This window comes from Streptomyces sp. B15 (genome assembly GCF_018070605.1).
GTDB lineage: Bacteria > Actinomycetota > Actinomycetes > Streptomycetales > Streptomycetaceae > Streptomyces > Streptomyces smyrnaeus.
Window position 1 is genome coordinate 13,928 of sequence record NZ_JAGPXJ010000028.1, and the last position, 24,657, is coordinate 38,584.

Consider the following 24,657-nt stretch of genomic DNA (forward strand, 5'->3'; position numbering starts at 1 on the left):
TACGGAGGCACTATGGGGCGCTATGTCGCGCGGCGACTGCTCCAGATGATCCCGGTCTTCATCGGGTCGACTCTGCTGATCTTCTGCATGATGTACGCGCTGCCGGGCGACCCGGTGCGGGCGCTGTACGGCGAGAAGGCGCCCGACCCGGCGCAGATCGCGGCCATCAAGCACCAGCTCGGACTGGATCTGCCCCTATGGCACCAGTACTGGAACTACCTCACCGGGCTCTTCCAGGGGGACTTCGGCACCCAGATAGCCAGCCAGCGGCCGGTGTTCGACGTGATCGAGCAGGCGTTCCCCGTGACCATCCGGCTCACGCTCTTCGCCTTCGTCTTCACCGTCGTCGCGGGCATCCTGCTCGGCCTGGTCTCCGGACTGCGCGCCGACAAGGCGCTCGACCGGATCGTGCTCGTCTTCACCCTGCTGCTGATCTCGGTCCCCAGCTTCGTGCTCGGTTTCCTCTTCCAGTACCTGTTCGCCTTCCAGCTCGGCTGGGTCACCCCCACCGTGCAGAACTCCCGGGACCTGGGGCAGCTGCTGTTGCCGGCGATCGTGCTGGCCGCGCTCTCCCTGGCCTACGTCACCCGGCTCACCCGCACCTCGGTGGCCGAGAACCTGCGCGCCGACTACATCCGTACGGCGATCGCCAAGGGGCTGCCCCGGCGCCGGGTGGTCGGTGTGCACCTGCTGCGCAACTCCCTGATACCGGTGGTCACCTTCCTCGGTACCGACATCGGCTCCCTGATGGCGGGCGCCGTCGTCACCGAAGGCATCTTCAACGTGCACGGTGTCGGCAACGCCATCTTCGAGGCGCTCAACCGGCGTGAGGGATCCACGGTGGTCGGCATCGCCACGCTGATCGTCATCGTCTACCTCGTCGCAAGCCTGCTCGTCGACCTGCTTTACGCGGTCCTGGACCCGAGGATCCGTTATGACTGAGACCCTGGACACGGCCGCGAAGCTGCCCACCGCTCCCGACCCCGCCCCCGCGGGCAAGGGCGAGAAGCCGGCCAAGGGCCGGAGCCTGTGGTCGGACGCCTGGCACGACCTGCGGCGCAACCCGCTGTTCGTCGTCTCCGCCGTGCTGATCGTGCTGCTGCTGGCGATGGTCGCCTTCCCCAGCCTGTTCACCTCCGCCTCGCCCAACGACGCCGACCTGGCCAACCACTACCAGGGCGACCCCCACTACGGGCACTTCTTCGCCCCCGACTGGTTCGGCTACGACACCCAGGGCCGCTCGGTGTGGGCCCGGATGGTCTACGGCGCACGTGCCTCGGTGACCGTCGGCCTCCTGGTGACCCTGTCGGTGACCCTCTGCGGCGGCATCGTCGGCATGGTGGCCGGATACTTCGGCGGCTGGCTGGACAGCGTGCTGTCCCGGATCACCGACATGTTCCAGGGCATTCCGTTCCTGCTGGGCTCCATGGTGGTGCTGACCACGTTCACCGACCGGAACGTGTGGGTCGTCAGCGCGGCCCTGCTCTTCCTGGGCTGGACCCAGATCGCCCGGGTGGCCCGGGGCGCCGTCATCACCGTCAAGCAGAGCGACTTCGTGCACGCGGCGAAGTCGCTGGGCGCGAGCACCATGCGGATCATGTTCCGGCACATCGTGCCCAACGCGCTGGCCCCTGTCGTGGTCGTCGCCACCACCGCGCTCGGCGGCTACATCGCCGCCGAGGCGACCCTCTCCTACCTGGGCATCGGCCTGGCCGCGCCGGCCGTCTCCTGGGGTGTCGACGTCGACACCGGCAAGGACGCGCTGCGTACGGCGCCGCACATTCTCATATCCCCAGCCGTCATGGTGTCCCTCACCGTGCTGGCGTTCATCATGCTCGGCGATGCGGTCCGCAACGCCCTCGATCCGAAGAGCCGTTGAGGGAGGCGCGTCCAACATGACCCTGCTCGAAGTGCGTGATCTGCACGTCGACTTCCAGACCCGGGACGGTGTCGTCAAGGCCGTCAACGGTGTCAACTACAGCGTCGAGGCGGGCGAGACGCTCGCGGTGCTCGGCGAGTCCGGCTCCGGGAAGTCGGTGACCGCCCAGGCGGTGATGGGCATCCTCGACATGCCGCCCGGCCGCATCCCCAAGGGCGAGATCCTCTTCCACGGCGAGGACATGCTCACCATGTCCAAGGAGGAGCGGCGCAGGATCCGCGGCGCCCGGATCGCGATGATCTTCCAGGATGCGCTCTCGTCGCTCAATCCGGTGCTGACGGTGGGCTATCAGCTGGCCGAGATGTTCCGGGTCCACCAGGGCCTGGGCCGCAAGGAGGCCAAGGCCAAGGCGGTCGAGCTGATGGACCGGGTGAAGATCCCCGCGGCCAAGGCCCGGGTGAACGACTATCCGCATCAGTTCAGTGGTGGTATGCGGCAGCGGATCATGATTGCGATGGCGTTGGCGTTGGAGCCGGATCTGATCATCGCGGATGAGCCGACGACGGCGTTGGATGTCACGGTGCAGGCGCAGGTGATGGAGTTGCTGGCCGATCTGCAGCGTGAGTTCAACATGGGGCTGATCCTGATCACGCATGATCTGGGGGTGGTCGCGGATGTGGCCGACAAGATCGCGGTGATGTACGCGGGCCGGATCGTGGAGACCGCCCCGGTCAAGGAGTTGTACCGGGCTCCGGCGCATCCGTACACCAAGGGCCTGCTCGACTCGATCCCGCGCCTGGACCAGAAGGGCCGGGAGCTGTACGCGATCCAGGGCCTGCCGCCCAACATGGCCAAGGTGCCCGACGGCTGCGCCTTCCACCCGCGCTGCCCGGTGGCGCGGGACATCTGCCGAACCGATCTGCCCCCGCTCGCCGAGGTCGACGAGAAGCGCGGCAGCGCGTGCCACTTCTGGAAGGAGACGATCGATGGCTGAGCGGCCTGAGCAGGGCGAACGTCGGGAGTCGATCCTGGAGGTGCGGGATCTGGCCAAGCACTTCCCGCTGACGCAGGGCATCCTCTTCAAGCGGCAGGTCGGAGCGGTCAAGGCCGTCGACGGCATCTCCTTCGATCTGTACCCGGGTGAGACGCTGGGCATCGTCGGGGAGTCCGGCTGCGGCAAATCCACGGTCGCCAAGCTGCTGATGAACCTGGAGCAGCCGACCTCCGGCACCATCCGCTACAAGGGTGAGGACATCACCAAGCTGTCGGGGCGTGCTTTGAAGGCGGTGCGGCGGAACATTCAGATGGTGTTCCAGGATCCGTACACGTCGCTCAATCCGCGGATGACGGTGGGTGACATCGTGGGGGAGCCGTTCGATATTCATCCGGAGGTGGCGCCGAAGGGGGATCGGCGGCGCAGGGTGCAGGAGCTGCTGGATGTGGTGGGGCTGAATCCGGAGTACATCAACCGGTATCCGCATCAGTTCAGTGGTGGGCAGCGGCAGCGGATCGGTATCGCGCGGGGGCTGGCGTTGCGCCCGGAGATCATCGTGGCGGACGAGCCGGTCTCGGCGCTGGATGTCTCGGTGCAGGCACAGGTGGTCAATCTGATGGAGCGGCTGCAGGACGAGTTCGGGCTCTCCTACATGTTCATCGCCCACGACCTGTCCATCGTCCGCCACATCTCCGACCGCGTCGGGGTGATGTACCTCGGCAAGATGGCCGAGATCGGCACCGACGAGCAGATCTACGAGCACCCCACCCACCCCTACACCCAGGCGCTGCTGTCGGCCGTCCCGGTACCCGACCCGGAGGCGGAGGGCAGGCGGGAGCGCATCGTGCTGGAAGGCGATGTACCCTCACCGGCCAACCCGCCCTCGGGCTGCCGGTTCCGCACCCGCTGCTGGAAGGCCGAGCAGCGCTGTGCCGACGAGGTGCCGCTGCTGGCCGTGCCCTCGCTGTACGAGGGCTCCGACTCGGGCGCCGCGCATCCGTCGGCCTGTCACTTCGCCAAGGAGGACGCGGCGGTGGTCGCGGCCTGACGCCGCCGCGGCCGGTGTCCCCCAAACGGGTTCCGGCCCGTTCCACGGCGGGCAAGGCAGCCAGGCATATGGTGTCAAAAGGTGTTATGTGGGTTCGAGGCGTACTCGGACCCACGGCGCACCCAGGAGGCACCCATGCGTGGAGCCACCCGCACCACCATGACCAGGCGGGCGCTCGTCGCCGCCGGGGCGGTCGCACTGTTGGCGACGGCCTGCGGCGGCGGCGCCAACAGCAGCAGCGGGGGCGGCGCGCAGGACGGGGTCGTACGCGCGTTCTGGACCGATCCGCAGCATCCGGTCGAGCCGGCCAACACCAACGAGGTGCAGGGCGGCAAGGTCCTCGACATGATCTCCCGGGGCCTGAAGAAGTACGACCCCACCACGGGTGAGGCGCAGAACGCCGTCGCCGAGTCCATCACCACCGACGACCAGCGCAACTTCACCATCAAGCTGAAGAAGGGCTGGAAGTTCTCCGACGGGACGCCCGTGACGGCCGACTCCTTCGTGGATGCCTGGAACTACGGGGCGCTGGTCACCAACAAGCAGATCAACTCCTACTTCTTCCAGTACATCGAGGGCTATGAGGAAGTCCACCCGGAGAAGGGGAAGCCCAAGGCCGAAAAGCTGTCCGGACTCAAGGTGCGGGACGACCGCACCTTCACGGTGAAGCTCAACCAGAAGTTCTCCCTCTGGCCGCAGACGCTCGGCTACAGCGCCTACGCGCCGCTGCCGAAGTCGTTCTTCACCGACCACGACGGCTGGCTGAAGAAGCCCGTCGGAAACGGCCCGTACAAGGTGGACTCGTACACCAAGGGACAGTCGATGAAGCTGTCCCGGAACAAGTACTACACCGGGAAGGACAAGCCCCGGAACAAGGGCGTCGAGCTGAAGGTCTACACCGACCAGAACACCGGCTACACCGATCTGCAGGCCGGCAATCTGGACGTCGTCGACGAACTGCCCGCCGGGCAGCTCAAGAATGCCGAGCGGGATCTGAACGGGCGCTACATCAACCAGCCCGCAGGCATCACCCAGACCATCTCCTTCCCGATGTACGACAAGAAGTGGCAGAGCAAGAAGGCCGCTTTGGTGCGCCGCGGACTGTCCAAGGCGATCAATCGCAAGCAGGTGACCGACAAGATCTACCACGGCACCCGCGAGCCGGCGACCGACCTCACCTCGCCGGTGCTCAAGACCGCCGGCGGCTACAAGCCCGGACTGTGCGGCGACGCGTGCGAGTACGACCCCGAGGGCGCCAAGAAGCTCATCAAGCAGGGCGGCGGCCTGCCAGGTGGGAAGATCACCCTGACCTCCAACGTGGACACCGGCTCCCACCGGCAGTGGATGGAGGCGGTCTGCAACAGCATCAACCGGACGCTCGGCAGGAACAACGCCTGCAGCATCAACCCGGTGCCGACCTTCGGTGAGTTCCGCTCCGACATCACCGACAGGAAGCTGACGGGAATGTTCCGGACGGGCTGGCAGATGGACTATCCGCTCATCCAGAACTTCCTCCAGCCCATCTACTACACGGACGCCTCCTCCAACGACTCCGGCTTCTCCGACCCCCAGGTCGACAAGCTCATCGACAAGGCGAACGCCGCAGCCGACGAGAAGTCCGCCGTCGACCTCTTCCAGCAGGCGGAGAAGCGCATCCTCGACGTCTTCCCGGCCATTCCGCTGTGGTACCAGAACGGGAACGCCGGATACTCCAGCCGCGTCAGCAACGTCAAACTCAACCCCTTCTCCGTTCCGGTCTTCACCGACATCAAGGTCAAGTGAGCCGCAGTGGGGCGCTACGTCATCAGACGACTGCTCCAGATGATCCCGGTCTTCATCGGGACGACCTTCCTCATCTTCGTGATGGTGTACGCCGTCGGGGACCCGGTCAACGCGCTGTTCGGGGAGCGGGCCCCCGACCCGGCGACCGCCCAGCAACTGCGCGAGGAATTCAACCTCGACAAGCCCATCTGGCAGCAGTACGGGCTCTACATGGGAAAGATCTTCACCGGTGACTTCGGCAACGCCTTCAACGGCCGGCCGGTCACCGAACTGATGGCGACCGCCTTCCCCATCACCATTCGTCTGGCCCTGATCGCCATCGTCATCGAGATCGTCATCGGCATCGTGCTGGGTGTGGTCACCGGGCTGCGACGCGGGCGCCCGGTCGACTCCGGGGTACTGATGATGACTCTCGTCGTCATCTCCGTACCGACGTTCGTGACCGGCAGCCTCGCCCAGTATCTGCTCGGGGTGAAATGGGGGTGGATCGCCCCCGCCGTCTCGCCCGCCGCGCCGGTGGGGGAGCTGTTGCTGCCCGGCCTCGTCCTCGCCCTCGTCTCGCTCGCCTACGTCACCCGGCTGACCCGCACCTCGATCGCGGAGAACTCCCGCGCCGACTACGTACGGACCGCCATCGCCAAAGGGCTGTCGCGGCGGCGGGTGACCGTGCGGCATCTGCTGCGCAACTCGCTGATTCCCGTCGTCACCTTTCTGGGTACCGACGTCGGCAATCTGATGGCGGGCGCGCTGGTGACCGAGCGGATCTTCAACATCCAGGGCGTCGGCTTCCAGCTGTGGCAGGGCATCGTCCGGCAGAACTCGCCGACCGTGGTCGGGTTCGTGACCATCCTCGTCATCGTCTTCCTCCTCGCGAACCTGCTCGTCGACCTGTTGTACGCGGTGCTTGACCCGAGGATTCGCTATGTGTAACCCACCACCCCGCCCGGACGCCGCCGACGGCGCGTCACGCTCCCGCCCACGGGGCCGGCGGTGCCGAGCAGTGGGCGACCGCCCGATCAGTACGCACCCGGCGGTGGGAAGAGGGGCGCCGTCGAACCGACGGAGGGCCGGGCTGTGACGGGGACGCCCGCGATCGAGGGGCCCGGCGGGGCCATGGAGCTGGCCGAGGACGAGGGACAGGAGATCGAGGGGTCGCCCCCGCCCGGGCCGGGCCCTGAGCGGGGGCGCAGTCTGTGGTCGGACGCGTGGCACGATCTGCGGCGCAACCCCGTGTTCGTGATCGCGGGCCTGCTCATCGCCTTTCTGGTGCTCATCTCGATCTGGCCCGGCCTCATCGCCTCGCGGGACCCGCTCTCCTGCCGCCTCGGCCGCTCCCTCGACCCGTCCTCGGCGGGGCACTGGTTCGGTTACGACGCCCAGGGCTGCGACGTCTACACGCGGGTCGTCTACGGAGCCCGTACCTCGGTGACGGTCGGCGTCTGCGCCACGGCGGGGGTCGCGGTGCTGGGCAGTCTGCTGGGCGGGCTGGCCGGGTTCTTCGGCGGGGTGTGGGACGCGATCCTCTCCCGCGTCACGGACATCTTCTTCGGCATCCCGATCGTCCTGGGCGGCCTGGTCTTCCTCTCCATGACCGGCAGCCGCTCGGTGTGGACGGTGGTCACCTTCATCGTGCTGCTCGGCTGGCCGCAGGTGGCCCGTATCGCACGGGGGTCGGTCATCACCGTCAAGCAGAACGACTATGTGCAGGCGGCACGGGCGCTGGGGGCCGGCACCGTACGGATGATGGTGCGGCACATCCTGCCGAACGCCGTCGCCCCGGTGATCGTGACGGCGACCATCGCGCTGGGCACCTACATCTCGCTGGAGGCGACGCTCAGCTATCTCGGCGTCGGGCTCCAGCCGCCCACCGTCTCGTGGGGGGCGGACATCTCGGCGGCCTCCCAGGGCATGCAGTTCCGCAACGCGCCGCACATCCTGCTCTACCCGGCCGCGGCGCTCAGCCTCACCGTGCTGGCGTTCATCATGCTCGGCGACGCGGTGCGCGACGCCCTCGACCCGAAGCTGAGGTGAGAGCGGTGAGCCTGCTGGAAGTGCGTGACCTGCATGTTGAGTTCCACACCCGGGACGGTGTGGCGCAGGCCGTCAACGGAGTGAGCTACAGCGTCGAGGCGGGCGAGTCGCTGGCGGTGCTGGGCGAGTCCGGCTCCGGGAAGTCGGTGACCGCGCAGGCGGTGATGGGCATTCTCGACATGCCGCCGGGCCGCATCACCGGCGGCCGGATCCTCTTCCAGGGGCGGGATCTGCTGGAGCTCCCGGAGGAGGAGCGGCGCAAGATCCGCGGCTCGAAGATGGCGATGATCTTCCAGGATGCGCTCTCGTCGCTCAATCCGGTGCTGACGGTGGGCTATCAGCTGGCCGAGATGTTCCGGGTCCACCAGGGCCTGGGCCGCAAGGAGGCCAGGGCCAGGGCGGTCGAGCTGATGGAGCGGGTGCGTATCCCGGCGGCGCGCCAGCGGGTGGGGGACTTCCCGCATCAGTTCAGTGGTGGTATGCGGCAGCGGATCATGATTGCGATGGCGTTGGCGTTGGAGCCGGATCTGATCATCGCGGACGAGCCGACGACGGCGTTGGATGTCACGGTGCAGGCGCAGGTGATGGAGTTGCTGGCCGATCTGCAGCGTGAGTTCAACATGGGGCTGATCCTGATCACGCATGATCTGGGGGTGGTCGCGGATGTGGCCGACAAGATCGCGGTGATGTACGCGGGCCGGATCGTGGAGACCGCCCCGGTCAAGGAGTTGTACCGGGCTCCGGCGCATCCGTACACCAAGGGCCTGCTCGACTCGATCCCGCGCCTGGACCAGAAGGGGCAGGAGCTCAACGTCATCCGCGGGATGCCGCCCAGCCTGCTGGAGATCCCGCCCGGCTGCGCCTACAACCCGCGCTGCCCCATGGCACGGGCCGTGTGCCGTACCGACGAGCCACCGCTGTACGAGGTCTCCGACGAGCGGCGCAGCGCCTGCCACTTCTGGAAGGAGATGTTCGATGCACCCTGACCACTCGGGGCGCAGGGAGGCCCGGGAGGCGCGGAAGCTGCCGGCGAGGTCGCACGCACAGAACGCGTACGCGGCGGGGGAGCCGATCCTGGAGGTGCGGGATCTGGTCAAGCACTTCCCGCTGACGCAGGGCATCCTCTTCAAGCGGCAGGTCGGAGCGGTCAAGGCCGTCGACGGCGTCTCCTTCGATCTGTACCCGGGTGAGACGCTGGGCATCGTCGGGGAGTCCGGCTGCGGCAAATCCACGGTCGCCAAATTGATCACCCATCTCGAACAGCCCACCTCCGGCACCATCCGCTACAAGGGCAACGACGTCACCAAAGCCTCCGGGCGTGCTTTGAAGGCGGTGCGGCGGAACATTCAGATGGTGTTCCAGGATCCGTACACGTCGCTCAATCCGCGGATGACGGTGGGTGACATCGTGGGGGAGCCGTTCGATATTCATCCGGAGGTGGCGCCGAAGGGGGATCGGCGGCGCAGGGTGCAGGAGCTGCTGGATGTGGTGGGGCTGAATCCGGAGTACATCAACCGGTATCCGCATCAGTTCAGTGGTGGGCAGCGGCAGCGGATCGGTATCGCGCGGGGGCTGGCGTTGCGTCCGGAGATCATCGTGGCGGACGAGCCGGTCTCGGCGCTGGATGTCTCGGTGCAGGCGCAGGTGGTCAATCTGATGGAGCGGCTGCAGGACGAGTTCGGGCTCTCCTACATGTTCATCGCCCACGACCTGTCCATCGTCCGCCACATCTCCGACCGGGTGGCCGTGATGTACCTCGGCAAGATCGTGGAGATCGGCACCGAGACCGAGATCTACGAGCACCCCACCCACCCCTACACCCAGGCGCTGCTGTCGGCCGTCCCGGTACCCGACCCGGAGGCGGAGGCGGGGAGGGAACGCATCGTGCTGGAAGGCGATGTACCCTCGCCCGCCAACCCGCCCTCGGGCTGTCACTTCCGTACCCGCTGCTGGAAGGCCCAGCAGCGCTGCGTGGTCGAGGAGCCGGCCCTGGCCGTGCCCGAGAACTTCGCCGACACCCTCCCCGAGCAGCCGGTGCACCACCCCTCGGCCTGCCACTTCGCCGCCGAACGGGCCGCGGTGGTCCCACCGGTGGCCGGCTGAGAGCGGTGGGGGCCCTCAAGTCTGCGGAGAGGTTCCGTAGCGGGCGGTGCCGCCCCGGTAGTGCGAGAGGGTGTGCGAGTCACGCTGCTCGCCGCGGGAGAGGGACAGCAGTACGGCGCAGCCGGTGACGACCTCGAAGGCGCTGGTGAGCACCCGAAGCTGGGCTTCGAAGCCGAGATCGCCGAAGTGCTCGAACAGTTCCGTCTTGATACCGAAAGCCACGGCGAACAGGCCGATGCCGAGCAGGGGGGCGGTGGTGATCAGGCCGAGGGGCCGGGAGAAGGGGACACCCGACAGCGCCGCGACGGCGGTGACCAGACAGAGCAGGACGACGGCCCACAGCACCCAGCCGGAGGGTGCGTCCAGCAGTCGTACGATGGCCCGCTCTCCGGTCAGCGTCTGCTCGTAGCGGTCCCATCCGTACTGGTGCCAGGCGCGTATCTCCCATGCGGCGAGCACCACACCGCCGGAGCCCAGCAGCAGAAAGGCGGCGACGGCGCCGCCCCTGGTGGGGCCGGCAGGGGGCTCGTCGGCGGGGTCGGAGCGGGACGGGCCGCCGTAGCCGTAGCCGCTGGAGAGGGATGGGGCCGTGCGGCGGCCGACGACGGCGGTGACGATCAGCGCGGCACCGATGACGACCGCCGCGATGGTGCTGAAGAGGACCTTGCTCAGCAGTCCGTCCGAGACGCCCTGCATCCAGTCGGCGTTCAGGTTCCACAGTCCGGGCGTACGCACGGCCACCGTCAGCAACCCGGTGCAGGTGAGTATCGCCGCGGACGAGGAGGAGCGGAACGCGGTCACGGCGGCGACCGAGTACAGCAGCAGCAGCGTCGGCTCCAGGAAGGAGGTGACCCACACGCCGTCCTCGGCGCGGGCCGGCAGCCCTGCCCAGTTCCACCAGACATCGACGACCTCGCGGGCCTGGGTGAAGTCCCGGATGATCCAGGCCAGGCTGATCAGCGCGAGCGCGGCTGTCAGCAGTGCTCCGAAGGCGCGCGCGCCGCGCGCGAGCGTCCTGTCCTGGCCCATGCTCGGCCCCCCGTGTGTGCGGTGTCGCGACGTCCCAGATCCACCCGTGTCTACCTGTGATCGCCGTGCGGCTACAAGCGCCCCCCGGTGCCGCGACGCACGCCGATGCGACCGCGCGCCCATGTTCGCACGGCGCACACCGCTCGCGCATGGGAACGCCATCAAACCAGCCGTACGAGGGGGTTGGGCGCCGTACGCACTTCGCAGCGGCAGCTTCGGATATCGGTGAGACGTCGACCGTGTTGCGGGTTCGTTAAGGCGTTTCCTTAACATTTATTATGCTATGTCCGCTCGGCAGCTGTGATGTCAAGCACGTTGCGACCTCGATCTGCGCAACGTTCGCTCAAGAAAGCGTCGGTCGGCGGCCAGCCTGGCCAACACCTCTTGACTGCCACGTAATTGGCTTGCGAAAGTCCGGCTCAACCCACCCGCATCACGCCCAACGATTCGGGTTCCGGCGAGATTTGAGCGCGGGAGCACACACGCGATGACGAGTACTTCCCAGGCTGCGGCAGCCGGGGCCGACACCCCTGGTCCCGACGACCCCGGTCTGAGTTCTACGCGAGTTGCCAAGGAGGCCGAACTCGCGGGCCGATCCCCCGGCCAGCTCATGTGGATGCGCTTCAAGCGCGACCGCACCGGCGTGATCTCGGCGTGCATCGTGCTCGCCTTCTTCCTGATCGCGGCGCTGGCCCCGGTGATCTCCTGGCTCTACGGCAAGGACCCCTACACCCGCTACGGGCAGCTGAGGCCCGGCCTGCTGAACGAGAACTTCTACCCGGTGAAGCCCAACGGCGGCATCGACGGCGAGTTCTGGTTCGGGCTGGAGCCGGGGCTGGGCCGGGACGTGTTCACCCAGCTGCTCTACGGAATCCGCAACTCGCTGGCGCTTGCGGTGATCATCACTCTGCTGTCGGTGCTGACGGCCATCATCATCGGCATCGCGGGGGGCTACTTCGGCGGCAAGGTCGACTACTTCCTCGGCCGTTTCACCGACTTGATGATGTCCTTCCCCAACCAGCTGTTCTTCGTGGCCTTCACACCGGTCGTCGGGGCGCTGCTGGTGGACCCGCGGGACGAGATGCCGACCTGGCTGCGGGCCGGCGTGCTCGTCTACGTGATGTGGTTGCTGGGCTGGATGACGCTGGCACGACTGTTGCGCGGCCAGACCCTGTCGTTGCGGGAACGGGAGTTCATCGAGGCGGCGCGGGTCGCCGGCACCCCGTCGGGCCGCATCGTCCGCAAGGAGCTGCTGCCGAACCTCGTCACGCCCATTCTGGTGCAGGCCACCTACATGCTGCCCAACAACGTCACCGCCATCGCGGGGCTCTCGTTCCTCGGTGTCGGTCTGCTGGAGCCCACCCCCGACTGGGGCCGGATGTTCGCCAAGGGCGCCGAGATCTACCAGAGCGACATCACCTACATGTTCTTCCCGGGCGGCGCGATGGTGATCTTCATCCTCGCCTTCAACCTGCTCGGAGACTCGGTCAGGGACGCATTCGATCCCAAGTCGGGCCGATGAGGGCCAGGCGCGACCGAGTGGTGGGGGGTGCTGCCACCCCGTACGGCATCAGTCAGGCAGCGACGGACAACCGACAGGCAGGTGCAGACACCACCATGAGCAGAGTGAGCATACGCACGGCGCGTGCCTCCCTCGCGGCGCTCGCCGCCGGAGCGCTGTTCCTCACCGGGTGCAGCAGCGGCGGCGGAGGCGACGACAGCGAGAAGGAGGAGAAGGCCAAGCAGCAGGGCCAGGACGTCTCCTACACCTTCGCCGACGAAGCCGCATCCAAGGGCCCGGCCAAGGAGGTCGAGGGCGGCCGCAAGGGCGGGACCATCAAGGTGCTGCAGCGCGACAGCTTCGCGCATCTGGACCCCGCGCAGATCTACGTCAGCGACGAGGGTGCGCTCGCCACGCTGATCCACCGCGGTCTGACCACCTACAAGAAGGTCAGCAACGACAAGTACGAGGTCGTCGGCGACCTGGCCACCGACAGCGGGAAGAAGTCGGACGGCGGCAAGACCTGGACGTACAAGCTCAAGGACGGCATCAAGTTCGAGGACGGCTCCACCATCACCTCGAAGGACGTCCGGCACACCATCGAGCGCACGTTCGCCCCGTTCATCACCGAGGGCCCCACCTTCATCCAGCAGTGGCTGGCCGACACCGGTGGCACCGACTACCGCAAGATGCTCAAGGACGGCCCCTACAAGGGCAAGCACCTGCCGGACAGCGTCCTGGAGACGCCGGACGACAAGACCATCGTCTTCCACTTCAAGAAGCCGCAGGCCGAGCTGCCCTACGCGCTGGCGATGGCCGGCTACGCGGTGGTGTCCGAGAAGAAGGACACCAAGGAGAAGTACGACAAGAAGCCGCTGTGCTCCGGCCCGTACAAGATCGCTTCGTTCAAGTCCGGCAAGAGCATGAAGCTGGTCCGCAACCCCGAGTGGGACCCGAAGACGGACCCGGCGCGCAACCAGTACCCGGACGCGTTCAACATCCAGTTCGGTGTCTCCTTCGAGGACTCCACCAAGCGGCTGATGTCCGACGCGGGTGAGAACCAGACCGCCACCAGCTTCACCAACCAGGTCGACGCCTCCAGCCTGCAGAAGGTGCGCACCGACCCGGAGATCAAGAAGCGGACCGTCGGCGGCTTCCAGTCCTACGTCAGCTATCTGAACATCAACATGGACCGGATCAAGAACAAGAAGGTCCGGCAGGCCATCGCCTACGCGATTCCCAACCAGTCCATCGTCTCGGCCTTCGGTGGCGCGGGCGGCGGTGAGATGGCGGGCAACTACATCAGCCCGACGCTGGTCGGCCACAAGAAGACCGACCCCTTCAACAAGCTGAAGAACCCGCAGGGTGACGTCAAGAAGGCGGCCAAGCTGCTGAAGGAGTCCGGCAAGAAGGGCATGAAGCTCACCTTCGCCTACCAGAACGCTCCCGAGTGGCAGCAGTTCGCGGTGGCTGCGACGCAGAACCTGGAGAAGGCCGGGTTCAACGTCCAGAAGAAGGACATCATCGCGGACACGTACTACGACCAGATCGGCAAGGTCAAGAACGGCTACGACATCTACCACAACTCGTGGGGTGCCGACTGGCCGAGCTCCTCGACCGTCGTTCCGAACCTGTTCGACGGGCGTCAGGTGCAGGACGGTTCCGCGAACTACTCGCACCACAAGAACCCCAAGTTCGAGAAGGAGATGGACCGCATCCGCGCCATGTCCGACGCGAACAAGGCCGCCGAGGAGTGGCAGAAGCTCGCGGACAAGATCCTCGTCGAGGACGTCCCCGCCGTGCCGATGCACTACTACAAGGCCATCCAGATCTCCGGCTCGAAGATCGGTGGCGCCTACTTCGACGAGCGGCTGCACGACCTCAACCCGACGTCGCTCTACGTGAAGAAGTAACGCACCGCGCCCCAGGCGCCGACTCCGCCGCCCGGCCCGTCGAGGCCGGGCGGCGGAGCCCCGGGCGACCCGCCCCGGTTCCGTCCCGTACGTCTCGATCCCGCTGTCGCACGAGAGCTGCGTTCCGTCATGCTGCGATTTCTCATCCGCCGGTCGCTCGGCGCCGTGGTGATCCTGCTGATCATCAGCGCCGTCACCTTCTTCCTCTTCTACGCCGTCCCACGGGACCCGGCGACGCTGGCCTGCGGCAAGAACTGCACGCCGGACGCGCTCGCGGTCATCCGCAAGAACATGGGCATCGACGAGCCGATCCCGGTCCAGTACTTCCACTTCATGGTCGGCATCGTCGCCGGACGCCAGTTCAACGTGGGGGACTGTCCGGCACCGTGCTTCGGCTACTCCTTCGCCAACCAGGACCCCGTCTGGCAGACCATCCTGGACCGCTTCCCCACCACCGTCTCGCTGACCGTCGGCGGTGCCGTGGTCTTCCTGACCATCGGTCTGGGCGCCGGCATGATCGCCGCCTGGAAGAAGGGCACCGTCATCGACAAGGCGTTCAGCTCGATGTCGCTGGTGCTCTCCTCGATGCAGATCTACTTCATCGGTCCGCTGGTGCTGGCGCTGGTGGTCTACAACCTGGAGCTGCTCGACCAGCCCAAGTACGTCCCGCTCACCCAGGATCCGGCCGGCTGGTTCATGGGACTGCTGATCCCCTGGATGGTCGTCCAGATCATCTTCACCGCGAACTACACCCGTCTGTCCCGGTCCTCGATGATCGAACAGTTGCAGGAGGATCACGTCAGAGCGGCCCGGGCCAAGGGCATGTCGGGCAAGTACGTCTTCTTCCGCTACGCGTGGCGCGGCTCGCTGATCCCGATCGTCACCATCTTCGGCGTCGACCTCGGTTCGCTGTTCGGCGGCGCCATGATCACCGAGTGGACCTTCTCGCTGCCCGGGCTCGGCACTCTCGCGGTCAACTCGGTGCAGAACACCGACCTGCCCATGGTGATGGGCGTGATGCTCTTCGCGGCCACCTTCATCATCCTCTTCAACATCGTCGTGGACGCCGCCTACGCGTTCATCGATCCGCGCGTGCGGCTGTCCTAGGAGAACCGGCACATGACCACCCTGACCAAGGAAGCCGACGTACCGGCCCCGCGTGACGGCGGCGGCGGTGACGCCTTCCTCTCGGTGCGCGACCTGTACGTGCACTTCGACACGGAGGACGGCACCGTCAAGGCAGTCGACGGGCTCTCCTTCGACGTCGAACGCGGCCGCACCCTCGGCATCGTCGGTGAGTCCGGCTCCGGCAAGTCGGTCACCAACCTGTCCATCCTGGGCCTGCACAACCCGCGGACCACCGACATCTCCGGGCAGATCATGCTGGACGGCCAGGAGCTGACGGGTGCCCGGGAGAAGACCCTGGAGGCGCTGCGCGGCAACAAGATGGCGATGATCTTCCAGGACGCGCTCACCGCCCTCTCGCCGTACTACACGATCGGGCGGCAGATCGCCGAGCCGTACCGCAAGCACATGGGTGTCTCCAAGCGCGAGGCGCACCTGCGGGCCATCGAGATGCTGGACAAGGTCGGCATCCCGAACCCCAAGATGCGGGTCAACGACTATCCGCACCAGTTCTCCGGCGGCATGCGGCAGCGCGCGATGATCGCCATGGCGCTGGTGTGCAACCCGGACCTGCTGATCGCGGACGAGCCCACCACCGCGCTCGACGTCACCGTGCAGGCGCAGATCCTCGACCTGCTCAAGGACCTCCAGCAGGAGTTCGGCTCCGCGATCGTCTTCATCACCCACGACCTCGGAGTCATCGCCAACGTGGCCGACGACATCCTGGTGATGTACGGCGGGCGCGCCGTCGAGCGCGGCTCGGTCTCCGAGGTGCTGCGCTCCCCGCAGCACCCGTACACCTGGGGACTGCTGACCTCCATGCCCCGGCTGACCGGGAACGTCAACGAGGAGCTCTCACCGATCCACGGCTCCCCGCCCAGCCTGCTCGCACCCCCGCCCGGCTGCCCCTTCCACCCGCGCTGCGGCTTCGTGGACGAGGTCGCCGGCAAGTCCTGCACGGCCGACCGGCCGCCGCTGCCGGACGGCCGGGGTGCCGCCTGCCATCTGACGGCGGAGCAGAAGCGGACGTTCTTCGTCGAGCAGATCAAGCCCAGGCTGAGCTAGGACAGGCAGAGGGAGAAACAGACCAATGAGCGATGACCTCACCCTGACCGAGCCCGGCGAGGGCGAACCGCAGGACACTCGGCCGGCGCGTACCGGGGAGCCGTTGCTGCAGGCCGAGAATCTGGCCAAACACTTCCCCATCATGGGGGGCTTCCCCTTCAAGCGGAAGGTGGGCGAGGTCCAGGCCGTCTCCGGTGTCGACCTGTCCGTGCACGCGGGCGAGAGCTTCGGGCTCGTCGGCGAGTCGGGCTGCGGCAAGTCCACCACGGGGCGGCTGCTGACCCGGCTGCTGGAGCCCACCGCGGGCAAGCTCACCTACGCGGGGCAGGACATCACCCACGCGTCGCGCAAGGAGCTGGCACCGGTCCGCTCCGAGATCCAGATGATCTTCCAGGACCCGTACTCGTCGCTCAACCCGCGGCATACGGTCGGCACCATCATCGGCGGCCCCATGGAGGTCAACGGCATCAACCCGCCCGGCGGGCGGGAGAAGCGCATCCGTGAGCTGCTGGAGACCGTCGGCCTCAACCCCGAGCACTACAACCGGTTCCCGCACGAATTCTCCGGCGGTCAGCGCCAGCGCATCGGTGTGGCCCGCGCGCTCGCGCTGGAGCCCAAGCTGATCGTGGCCGACGAGCCGGTCTCCGCCCTGGACGTCTCCATCCAGGCCCAGGTGGTCAACCTGCTCCAGCAGGTGCAGCGCGACATGGGCATCGCCTTTGTGTTCATCGCCCATGACCTGGCGATCGTGCGGCACTTCTCCGAGCGGGTCGCGGTGATGTACCTCGGCAAGATCGTCGAGGTGGGCGAGCGCGAGGCGATCTACAACCGTCCCCGCCACCCCTACACGCACGCGCTGCTGTCCGCGGTGCCGGAGGCCGTGCTGCACGAGGAGGCGGCGTCGGAGGGGCCGGAGACCAGGGAGCGGATCCGGCTGGCCGGCGACGTGCCCTCGCCGATCAACCCGCCCTCGGGCTGCCGCTTCCGCACCCGCTGCTGGAAGGCCCAGGACAAGTGCGCCACCGAGGAGCCCCCGCTGGTCCGGCTCCCCGGGAACGAGCCGGACCACCTGACGGCCTGCCACTTCCCCGAGGAGCCCACGACCGCCGCCCGCGAGGAGGCCGTCGTCATGGACAAGGCGCTCCACGCGATGGAGGACAGCCCGCATTAGGGCTTCGCCCTGCTGGGGAGGGGTACTGGGGGAGCAGACCGCCCAAGCACAGCAGTTCCCCACGCCCCGTGAGGGGCGCGGGGAACTGCGCGAGCAACCACTGGGGGTACCGCCCGGCCGAAGGCTGGGGGAGCCCCTGCAGCCCGCGGCGCACAGGCAGGAGCAGCCCCCCCTCCTCGGTCAGTCGGCGATCCCCAACGACCGCTTCAGGAAGCCCACCTGTAGCAGCAACAGGTTCTCCGCGACCGTCGCGCCGCTTGCCATATGGGTGACCCCCGAGAGAGGGAGCACTTCATGGCGGCGGCCCGCAGCCAGCAGCGCGGAGGACAGCCGCAGCGCGTGGGCCACCACCACGTTGTCGTCGGCGAGCCCATGAATGATCATCAGCGGCCGATGGGGGCTGTCCTCGTCCACCAGGGACAGTCCCTCGTCGGTGATCAGTGAGGCCTCCGCGTAGCTGTCCGGGTCCTCCTGCGGGGTGCCGCAGTACCGCTCGGTGTAGTGGGTGTCGTACAGCCGCCAGTCCGTCACCGGAGCCCCGGCGACCGCGGCGTGGAAGACGTCGGGCCGCCGCAGCACCGCCAGCGCCGCGAGATAGCCGCCGTACGACCAGCCGCGGATGCCGACCCGGGACAGGTCGAGCGGAAAGTCCTCGGCGAGCGCGTGCAGCGCCTCGACCTGGTCATCCAGCGTGACGGCGGCGATCCGGCGCGAGACGGCCTTCTCCCAGCCGGGGCTGTGGCCGGGGGTGCCGCGCCCGTCCGCCGTGACCACCGCGAAGCCCTGGTCCGCGAACCACTGCGCCGTCAGATGCGCGTTGTGCGCCGCGACGACCCGCTGCCCGTGCGGCCCACCGTAGGGATCCATCAGCACCGGCAGCGGCCCGTCCGACTCCCGGTGGCCGGTGGGCAGGACGACGGCGGCCGGGATGCGGCGCCGTCCGGTGTGCAGCAGCCGCGGCGCGGTACTGAGCACGGGTGTCTCGGCGTACGACTCGATGGCGCCCAGCCGCGCCGAGTCGGCCTCCCGCAGCAGCACCACCCGCGCACCCGGCCCGGACAGGGCCGCGGTCGACAGGACGAGCGTCCCGCCGCCCCGTACGGCGGAGGCGAGGTGCGGTCCCTCCTCGTCGGCGATCCGCACCGGCTCGCCACCGGCCAGCGGTACCCGGTAGACCCCGATGTCCCCCGGCGCGCGGCGGTCCGCCGCACCGCCCCCGTCGCCTTCCGAGGCGGAGAAGAGGACGTCTTCCTCCCCGATGTCGAGAACGGCCCGTACATGCAGCGCCGGGGAGGTGAGCCGCCGTGCGCCCGCCATGAGCACCCGTGCGCCTCCGCCGCCCCGCGCCGCGTCGGTTCGGTCGCCCTGTGCCGCGCCACCTTCGTCGGTGATCCGGACGAGCTCGCCGTCCGGCGCCCACGCCGGGACCCCGCCGAAGAGTTCAAGCCAGATTGGATCATCTTCGGTGAGTGTGACGGAAGTCGCACCCGTGGCGGTGTCCACCGTCAGATACGCGGCCTCGCGCTGGTCCCTGCTCTGGACCAGCAGCAGCGGCGGACCGGCGGACGACCAGTGCGCCCGGGCCAGATACGGATAGCGCTCGCGGTCCCAGTCGACCTGGACGCGGGACCCGTCGAGGCCGAGCAGATGCAGGGTGACCTCGGCGTTCCCGGTGCCTGCCGCGGGATAGGCGACCCGGGTCGGCTCCTGCTGCGGGTTGGCCGGATCAGCGATGGTCCAGCGTTGCACCGGGGCGTCGTCGACCCGTGCGGCCAGCAGCCGGTCCGCGTCCGGGGACCACCAGTATCCGCGGGTCCTGGACATCTCCTCGGCGGCGATGAACTCGGCCAGGCCCCAGGTGACGGTCCCGGTCCCGGTCCCGGTCCCGGGTTCCGGCTCGGCCAGCGCCCGGTCGTCCTCGCCGTCCACGGCGGTCACCCGCAGCGCGCCGCCCGACACATAGGCCACGTGCCGTCCGTCCGGGGAGGGCCGGGGGTCCACCACGGGGGTGGGTGTCGGCAGCTCGGCCGCCTTGCCGGTGAGCAGGTCGGCGGTGAACAGCCGACCCGAAAGAGCGAAAGCGGCCATCCTCATGGAACTGTCAGTGGCATATCCGACCACGCCCGCGGTTCCCTCGCGGCTCCGCTCACGCCGGGCGCGCTCCTCGGGGGACAACTCCTCGGCGGCGCCGCCCAGCAGCATCTCGGGGTCGGCCGCGATCCGCTCCTCGCCGCTCGCCACATCCCGCACCCACAGCAGGTGGGCCAGGTCAGAGCCGCTGCGGGAGCGCAGAAAGGCTACTCGTGAGCCGTCTGGGGCAACTGTGAAGGACCTCGGGGCGCCAAGTGTGAATCGGTGGGTACGCGCGTGCTGCCGCGGGAAAGTCGTAGCCATGCGGCCGACCGTACTGCGCTTGAGCCGGGCTGTGATCCGCTCCGGGTGCCCTCCGGGAAGATCGTCGGGTGGTGTGCAGTTGGCTGGAACTGAATATGCGCCCCTCCTCTGCACCTGTGCACCGAGCCGTGCGGTCGTGCGGATAATTATGATCCGTTGCGCATGGTGAGTGCTGGGTATGAAGCCGGTGGCTCCTCCATGCCGGAGGCGTGCTGCCGTGTCCGTGTGACCCGTACCGATCCCGTACCGACCGTGCGTACTTGGAGGTGAACCGCCGTGGCACTCTCGATTTCGGCGGTGGTGCTGCTGGCGATCATCGTCATCCTGCTCGTCAGGAAATCCGGGCTCAAAGCCGGACACGCGGTGATCTGCGTGCTGTTGGGCTTCTATCTGGCCAGTTCGTCGATGGCTCCCACCATCAACGACCTGACCACCAACGTCGCCGGGATGATCGGGGAGCTCAAGTTCTGACCCGGTTCCTGTCCGCATCCCGTCTCTCCTCGCTCCCGCGCCTACGCGGCCGTCCGGAGCGGCCGCGTAGGCTGCCGGTACGGCGTCCGTCGTAGGCTCGGGGGTATGACCGCTGCGTTTACCCCGGGGGCGGCCCCCGGCTCACCGGCCGCCCCCGAGCGCCGTCTGCTGCTGGTGCACGCGCACCCCGACGACGAGTCGATCACCACCGGCGCCACCATGGCCAAATACGCGGCGGAGGGCGTCCACGTCACCCTCGTCACCTGCACCCTGGGGGAGGAGGGCGAGGTCATCCCGGACGGGCTGGCCCATCTGGCGCCCGACCAGGACGACACCCTGGGCCCGCACCGCATCGGTGAACTCGCCGCGGCCATGCGCGCGTTGGGCGTCACCGACCACCGCTTCCTCGGCGGCCCCGGCCGCTACCGCGACTCCGGCATGATGGGCGCCCCGACCAACGACCGCCCCGGCTGCTTCTGGCAGGCGGAGCTGGACGAGGCCGCGCAGCTGCTCGCCGCCGTGGTGTGCGAGGTACGCCCCCAGGTGCTCGTCACCTACGGGCCCGACGGGGGCTACGGCCATCCGGACCACATCAAGGCCCACCGCGTCGCCATGCGCGCCGTCGAACTCGCCGCGCTGAAGAACGGCCGTTCGCAGGGCGAGCCGCACCGTGTCCAGCGGGTCTACTGGAACGTGGTGCCCCGTCCCGTGCTCGACGAGGGCTTCGCCCGGCTGCGTGCCGCCGACGACGACGGTGAGGTCTTTCCCTTTCCGGGCTTCACGGGCAGAACGGGCTTCGCACAGCCGGACGATGTCCCGGGGGTGGTGGACAGCGCGGCCGAGGTCGATGTCACGGTGGAGGCCGACGCGTACGTGGCGGCGAAGGCGAGGGCGATGGCAGCACACGAGACCCAGGTGTCGGTACGCCACACCTCCCGCGGTCCGGTCTTCGCGCTCTCCAACGGTCTGGCCCAGCCGCTGAGCGGGACGGAGTTCTTCCAGCGAGCGGACCGCGACGGTGCGGCGCCGGCCGGGTCCGACGACCTGTTCGCGGAGGTGGACGCATGAGCGCGGTGGGCGGCAACGGCACGGCGGAGCGGAGCGCCTGGCCGCGGGCGCTCGGGGCCAGGGTCGCGGTCTACGCGGTACTGGTCGTCCTCGGACTGCTGACCGGCGTCGCCGGAACCCTGGTGCAGGGCGGCTGGTTCCCCTTCGGGCTGCTGCTGGCGCTGGCCGCCGCCGTCGGGGTCTTCTGGGGCGGCGCCACGCTGTGCCGTACGAAGGTGGGGGCCGCGGCCCCGGGCGCCGGGTGGGTGCTCGCGGTGCTGCTGACGACCCCCTCGCGGGCCGAGGGTGACTTTCTGTTCGCCGCGGGAATCGCCGGCTATGTCTACCTGTTCGGCGGCATGCTCGCGGCTGTGATGTGTACCACGATCGCCTTGCCCGCACCCCCCGTGCCCGTCGGCAAAAACCGCTGAGAGGACCGTCACCGGGGCGATTCGGTGGTCGCGGGGTCGGTGCCCTGTGCCCCAAGTACAGTGGTGCGCGCCGGCGAGCCGCCTTCAGGCCGACAGGAAGACGGCGAATCCATCCGGGAGTACCTGCTTTGAGTCGTGAAACTGACAGTTCGTCCTCCGGGCCCAAGCGGCGCGGCGGTTCGTCGTACCCCTCGGGGACCGAGCCGTACGGTGCCTCAGGCTCCGGCGCGGGCCAGGACGACCGGAATGCCCCACCTCCGGCCGGGTCCAAGCCGGACGAGCCGAAGACGGAGACGACGCTCACCACGCGCATCCGCATCAACATCCCCGGCTCACGGCCGATTCCGCCCGTGGTGATGCGTACGCCGGTGGCGGACGACGGCGAGGAGGGCGCCTCCGACAGAACGGAGGACGGCCCCGGCGGCCGGGAGTCGAAGGGCACCGTGGACCTCGGCGCGGGCAAGCGCGCGACCGGGGGCGGCACGGGCCCCGCCGCCGCGCCCCCGCCCGCGCCGGGCGGTGGCTCCGAAGCCGCACCGGCCGCCTCGGCGTCCACGGGCGCGGGCGGGGGCGGCGGAACGGGCTCCGGCTCCGACGACGCCTCCGGGACGGAGGAGAAGTTCACCCAGCGGACCAGCGACTGGTTCGCGCCGCGCAAGCCGCCCAGGAGCACGTCGGCGCCGTCCGCCCCGGCAGCCGGTGGCCCCGGCTCGGACGCGGCACCCGGTGCAGGCGCTGGGGGCGGTGCTGGTGCCGGCGCCGGGGATCGTGGCGATCTGCCGTACTACTCCGGGCCGGGGCCCGAGTCGACCGGTACGCACGGGATTCCCGAGTCGACCGGTACGCACGGGATTCCCGAGTCGACCGGTACGCACGGGATTCCCGGTGCGCCGGGAGCCGGGCCTGCCTTCCCGGGCGGAGCCGGCCCGACCGACACGCCGCCCGACGGCGTACCGCACTTCGGGCAGAACCCGCCGGGCGGGCCCGCCGGTCCCACCACGGGCCCGGCCACCGGTGACATGCGCGTACCGCCCACCCCGGGCAGCGTCGCCCCCGGCTCCCTGGCGGCGCCGGGCGCCGGTCAGGGCTCCGGCGCGGGCCCCGATCTCGGCGCGGGCCGGGCTCCCGGCGCGCACGCTCCCGGCGCCGACCAGGGGCGGGGCGCCTCCGGACTGGACGCGTTCGGCCACGGCCGTCCGGACCCCCACGGCGTCCCCGGGGCCGGCCCCGGCGGTACGCCCCCGTCCGGAACGCCCATGGTGCCGGGCGCCGGTGCGCCTGACCGCCCGGGTACGCCCGCCACGGGTCCGGGCGCGGACACCGGGGCGAGCCCCTTCGCAGCCGGCGGCGCGGAGCCCCCGGGCGGGCCCGGCAGCGAGGCGCGGCTGTCGAGCGACACCATGGTCAGCGGCGTCCCGCAGACAGGCGATCCTGGCGAGCCCGGGGGCCCCGGCGTGCCGCCGCCCGGCCCCTCGTCCCCCGCGCCCGGCGCCGGAGCCCCCGGCGCGCCGTCCGCGCAGAGCGGCACGAAGGCCGCCAAGCCGGCCAAGAAGGGCGGCCGTTCCAAGCTGGTGCTCATCGGGGCCGGGGTCGTCGGCGTCCTCGGCGTCGCCTACGGCACGGGTCTGCTGCTCGATCACGCGGACGTTCCCAAGGGCACCACGGTGCTCGGTGTGGAGATCGGCGGGCTGAGCAAGCACGAGGCCGTCAACAAGCTGGACGCCGAACTGGGCGACCGGACGAAGAAGCCGTTCAAGATCGAGACGAGTGGCGGCCGGACGGAGCTCAAGCCCAGCGTCGCCGGGGTCACCCTCGACACGGAGGCGACCGTGCGCTCCGCCGCGGGCCGGGACTACAACCCCGTCTCCGTCATCGGTTCCCTCATGGGCCGGACCCGCGAGGCCGAGCCGACCATCAAGGTGGACGAGGCCAAGGTGCGTGCCGCACTCAAGCCCGTCCTCGCCAAGGCCGAGGCGAAGTCCCCGTCCGAGGGCATGGTCAAGTTCACGGGCGGCAAGGCGGTCGCCGTCGAGGGCAGCCCGCACAAGGTCGTCGACGTCGACAAGGCGCCCGCCGCGCTGAAGAAGGCCTTCGAGCAGCGCGCCGTCTCCGGCAAGAACGAACCGGTCGAGCTGCCCGGCCCCGTACGCAAGCCCAAGGTGACCGAGGCCGAGCTGGACAAGGCGGTGAACGGATTCGGCCGTACCGCGATGTCCGGCTGGGTCTATCTGGAGGCCGGGGATGTGAAGGTCCCCTACAGCCAGAAGACGATCGGCAAGTTCCTCACGATGCGGGCGAGCGCCAACGGAAAGCTGCAGCCCGTCATCGACACCGCGAAGCTGAAGGAGACCTACGGCTCGGCGTTCGACAACGTGGTGGTCGACGGCGGCGCCGGGACGGTCAAGATGACGCCGAAGCACGCGGCGGTCGCCATGGTGGACGCCCTTCGCAAGAAGGCACCGCCCGAGCCGGCCCAGCGCGTCGCCGAGGTCCCGGCGACCCGCTCCCGCTGACCCCGGCTCCCACCGAGCCGGGTACCGGACCGACCCAGGGGCGCCCCGCCGACGTGGCGGGGCGCCCCTGGCCGTGGCGACCGGTCCGGGGCGCGTCCGGGTGCCGAGCGCCTGCCGGCTCGGGCTCGTACGCCGGTTCGTGCCCGAGGCTCGTACGACG

The 24,657-nt window shown here is 68.9% G+C and carries 20 protein-coding genes; 18 read left to right on the top strand and 2 right to left on the bottom strand.

All coding sequences use genetic code 11. The features are described 5' to 3' along the window. Positions 1-12: 12 nt before the first annotated feature. The 9 genes from KBY19_RS15245 to KBY19_RS15285 all read left to right on the top strand — a co-directional run bounded on the left by KBY19_RS15245 (position 13) and on the right by KBY19_RS15285 (position 9,837). On the top strand, positions 13-942 hold the full coding sequence (locus KBY19_RS15245; RefSeq protein WP_099883823.1) for an ABC transporter permease: 930 nt from the start codon (positions 13-15) through the stop codon (positions 940-942). Next, entirely contained in the window at positions 935-1,879 is a 945-nt protein-coding gene (locus tag KBY19_RS15250; RefSeq protein ID WP_099883825.1) for an ABC transporter permease, read from the top strand. Before KBY19_RS15245 ends, KBY19_RS15250 begins: the two co-directional genes overlap by 8 nt. Continuing rightward, complete coding sequence (locus tag KBY19_RS15255) at positions 1,842-2,873, top strand: ABC transporter ATP-binding protein (protein ID WP_099883827.1); 1,032 nt, start codon at positions 1,842-1,844, stop codon at positions 2,871-2,873. The genes KBY19_RS15250 and KBY19_RS15255 overlap by 38 nt, the downstream gene beginning before the upstream one ends. Further along, complete coding sequence (locus tag KBY19_RS15260; protein ID WP_185018053.1) at positions 2,866-3,921, top strand: ABC transporter ATP-binding protein; 1,056 nt, start codon at positions 2,866-2,868, stop codon at positions 3,919-3,921. The genes KBY19_RS15255 and KBY19_RS15260 overlap by 8 nt, the downstream gene beginning before the upstream one ends. Positions 3,922-4,056: 135 nt before the next feature. Next, positions 4,057-5,703 (top strand): ABC transporter substrate-binding protein, encoded by a 1,647-nt coding sequence (locus KBY19_RS15265; RefSeq protein ID WP_099883831.1) that lies wholly within the window; start codon positions 4,057-4,059, stop codon positions 5,701-5,703. Between the two features lie 6 nt (positions 5,704-5,709). Continuing rightward, positions 5,710-6,633 (top strand): ABC transporter permease, encoded by a 924-nt coding sequence (locus tag KBY19_RS15270; RefSeq protein ID WP_099883833.1) that lies wholly within the window; start codon positions 5,710-5,712, stop codon positions 6,631-6,633. A gap of 183 nt (positions 6,634-6,816) precedes the next feature. After that, entirely contained in the window at positions 6,817-7,734 is a 918-nt protein-coding gene (locus tag KBY19_RS15275; RefSeq protein WP_221506816.1) for an ABC transporter permease, read from the top strand. Positions 7,735-7,739: 5 nt separating this feature from the next. Beyond that, the gene (locus tag KBY19_RS15280) at positions 7,740-8,720 is read left to right on the top strand and encodes an ABC transporter ATP-binding protein (protein ID WP_099883838.1); all 981 of its coding nucleotides are present in this window, start codon (positions 7,740-7,742) and stop codon (positions 8,718-8,720) included. After that, entirely contained in the window at positions 8,710-9,837 is a 1,128-nt protein-coding gene (locus KBY19_RS15285; protein ID WP_210965965.1) for an ABC transporter ATP-binding protein, read from the top strand. The genes KBY19_RS15280 and KBY19_RS15285 overlap by 11 nt, the downstream gene beginning before the upstream one ends. Before the next feature lie 15 nt (positions 9,838-9,852). Here KBY19_RS15285 and KBY19_RS15290 read toward each other — a convergent pair whose 3' ends face one another. Continuing rightward, the gene (locus KBY19_RS15290; protein ID WP_099883842.1) at positions 9,853-10,866 is read right to left on the bottom strand and encodes a hypothetical protein; all 1,014 of its coding nucleotides are present in this window, start codon (positions 10,864-10,866) and stop codon (positions 9,853-9,855) included. A gap of 487 nt (positions 10,867-11,353) precedes the next feature. Between KBY19_RS15290 and KBY19_RS15295 the strand changes: the two genes are divergently transcribed. From KBY19_RS15295 to KBY19_RS15315, 5 genes are all read left to right on the top strand, one after another. Further along, the gene (locus KBY19_RS15295) at positions 11,354-12,388 is read left to right on the top strand and encodes an ABC transporter permease (protein WP_099883844.1); all 1,035 of its coding nucleotides are present in this window, start codon (positions 11,354-11,356) and stop codon (positions 12,386-12,388) included. A 95-nt stretch (positions 12,389-12,483) separates the two neighbouring features. Then, positions 12,484-14,280 carry an ABC transporter substrate-binding protein gene (locus tag KBY19_RS15300; protein WP_099883846.1) on the top strand — a complete coding sequence of 599 codons (1,797 nt, stop codon included), beginning with the start codon at positions 12,484-12,486 and terminating at the stop codon, positions 14,278-14,280. Between the two features lie 129 nt (positions 14,281-14,409). Beyond that, the gene (locus KBY19_RS15305) at positions 14,410-15,387 is read left to right on the top strand and encodes an ABC transporter permease (protein WP_099883847.1); all 978 of its coding nucleotides are present in this window, start codon (positions 14,410-14,412) and stop codon (positions 15,385-15,387) included. 12 nt (positions 15,388-15,399) lie between these two features. Next, entirely contained in the window at positions 15,400-16,470 is a 1,071-nt protein-coding gene (locus tag KBY19_RS15310; RefSeq protein ID WP_099883849.1) for an ABC transporter ATP-binding protein, read from the top strand. Between the two features lie 25 nt (positions 16,471-16,495). After that, complete coding sequence (locus KBY19_RS15315; RefSeq protein WP_185018055.1) at positions 16,496-17,641, top strand: ABC transporter ATP-binding protein; 1,146 nt, start codon at positions 16,496-16,498, stop codon at positions 17,639-17,641. A gap of 180 nt (positions 17,642-17,821) precedes the next feature. Here the strand turns inward: KBY19_RS15315 and KBY19_RS15320 are convergent, their stop codons facing one another. Continuing rightward, positions 17,822-20,035, bottom strand: a complete 2,214-nt coding sequence (locus KBY19_RS15320) for a S9 family peptidase (RefSeq protein ID WP_210965966.1) — start codon at positions 20,033-20,035, stop codon at positions 17,822-17,824. A 276-nt stretch (positions 20,036-20,311) separates the two neighbouring features. Here KBY19_RS15320 and KBY19_RS15325 point away from each other — a divergent pair, with 276 nt between their 5' ends. The 4 genes from KBY19_RS15325 (at position 20,312) to KBY19_RS15340 (ending at position 24,497) form a co-directional block, all read left to right on the top strand. Further along, positions 20,312-20,506 carry a hypothetical protein gene (locus tag KBY19_RS15325; protein WP_099883855.1) on the top strand — a complete coding sequence of 65 codons (195 nt, stop codon included), beginning with the start codon at positions 20,312-20,314 and terminating at the stop codon, positions 20,504-20,506. 105 nt (positions 20,507-20,611) lie between these two features. Continuing rightward, positions 20,612-21,574, top strand: coding sequence for an N-acetyl-1-D-myo-inositol-2-amino-2-deoxy-alpha-D-glucopyranoside deacetylase (gene mshB / locus KBY19_RS15330; RefSeq protein WP_210965967.1), 963 nt, complete (start codon positions 20,612-20,614; stop codon positions 21,572-21,574). Continuing rightward, positions 21,571-21,984, top strand: coding sequence for a DUF6113 family protein (locus KBY19_RS15335; protein ID WP_210965968.1), 414 nt, complete (start codon positions 21,571-21,573; stop codon positions 21,982-21,984). Before mshB ends, KBY19_RS15335 begins: the two co-directional genes overlap by 4 nt. 128 nt (positions 21,985-22,112) lie before the next feature. Further along, complete coding sequence (locus tag KBY19_RS15340; RefSeq protein WP_185018059.1) at positions 22,113-24,497, top strand: hypothetical protein; 2,385 nt, start codon at positions 22,113-22,115, stop codon at positions 24,495-24,497. Positions 24,498-24,657 lie beyond the last annotated feature (160 nt).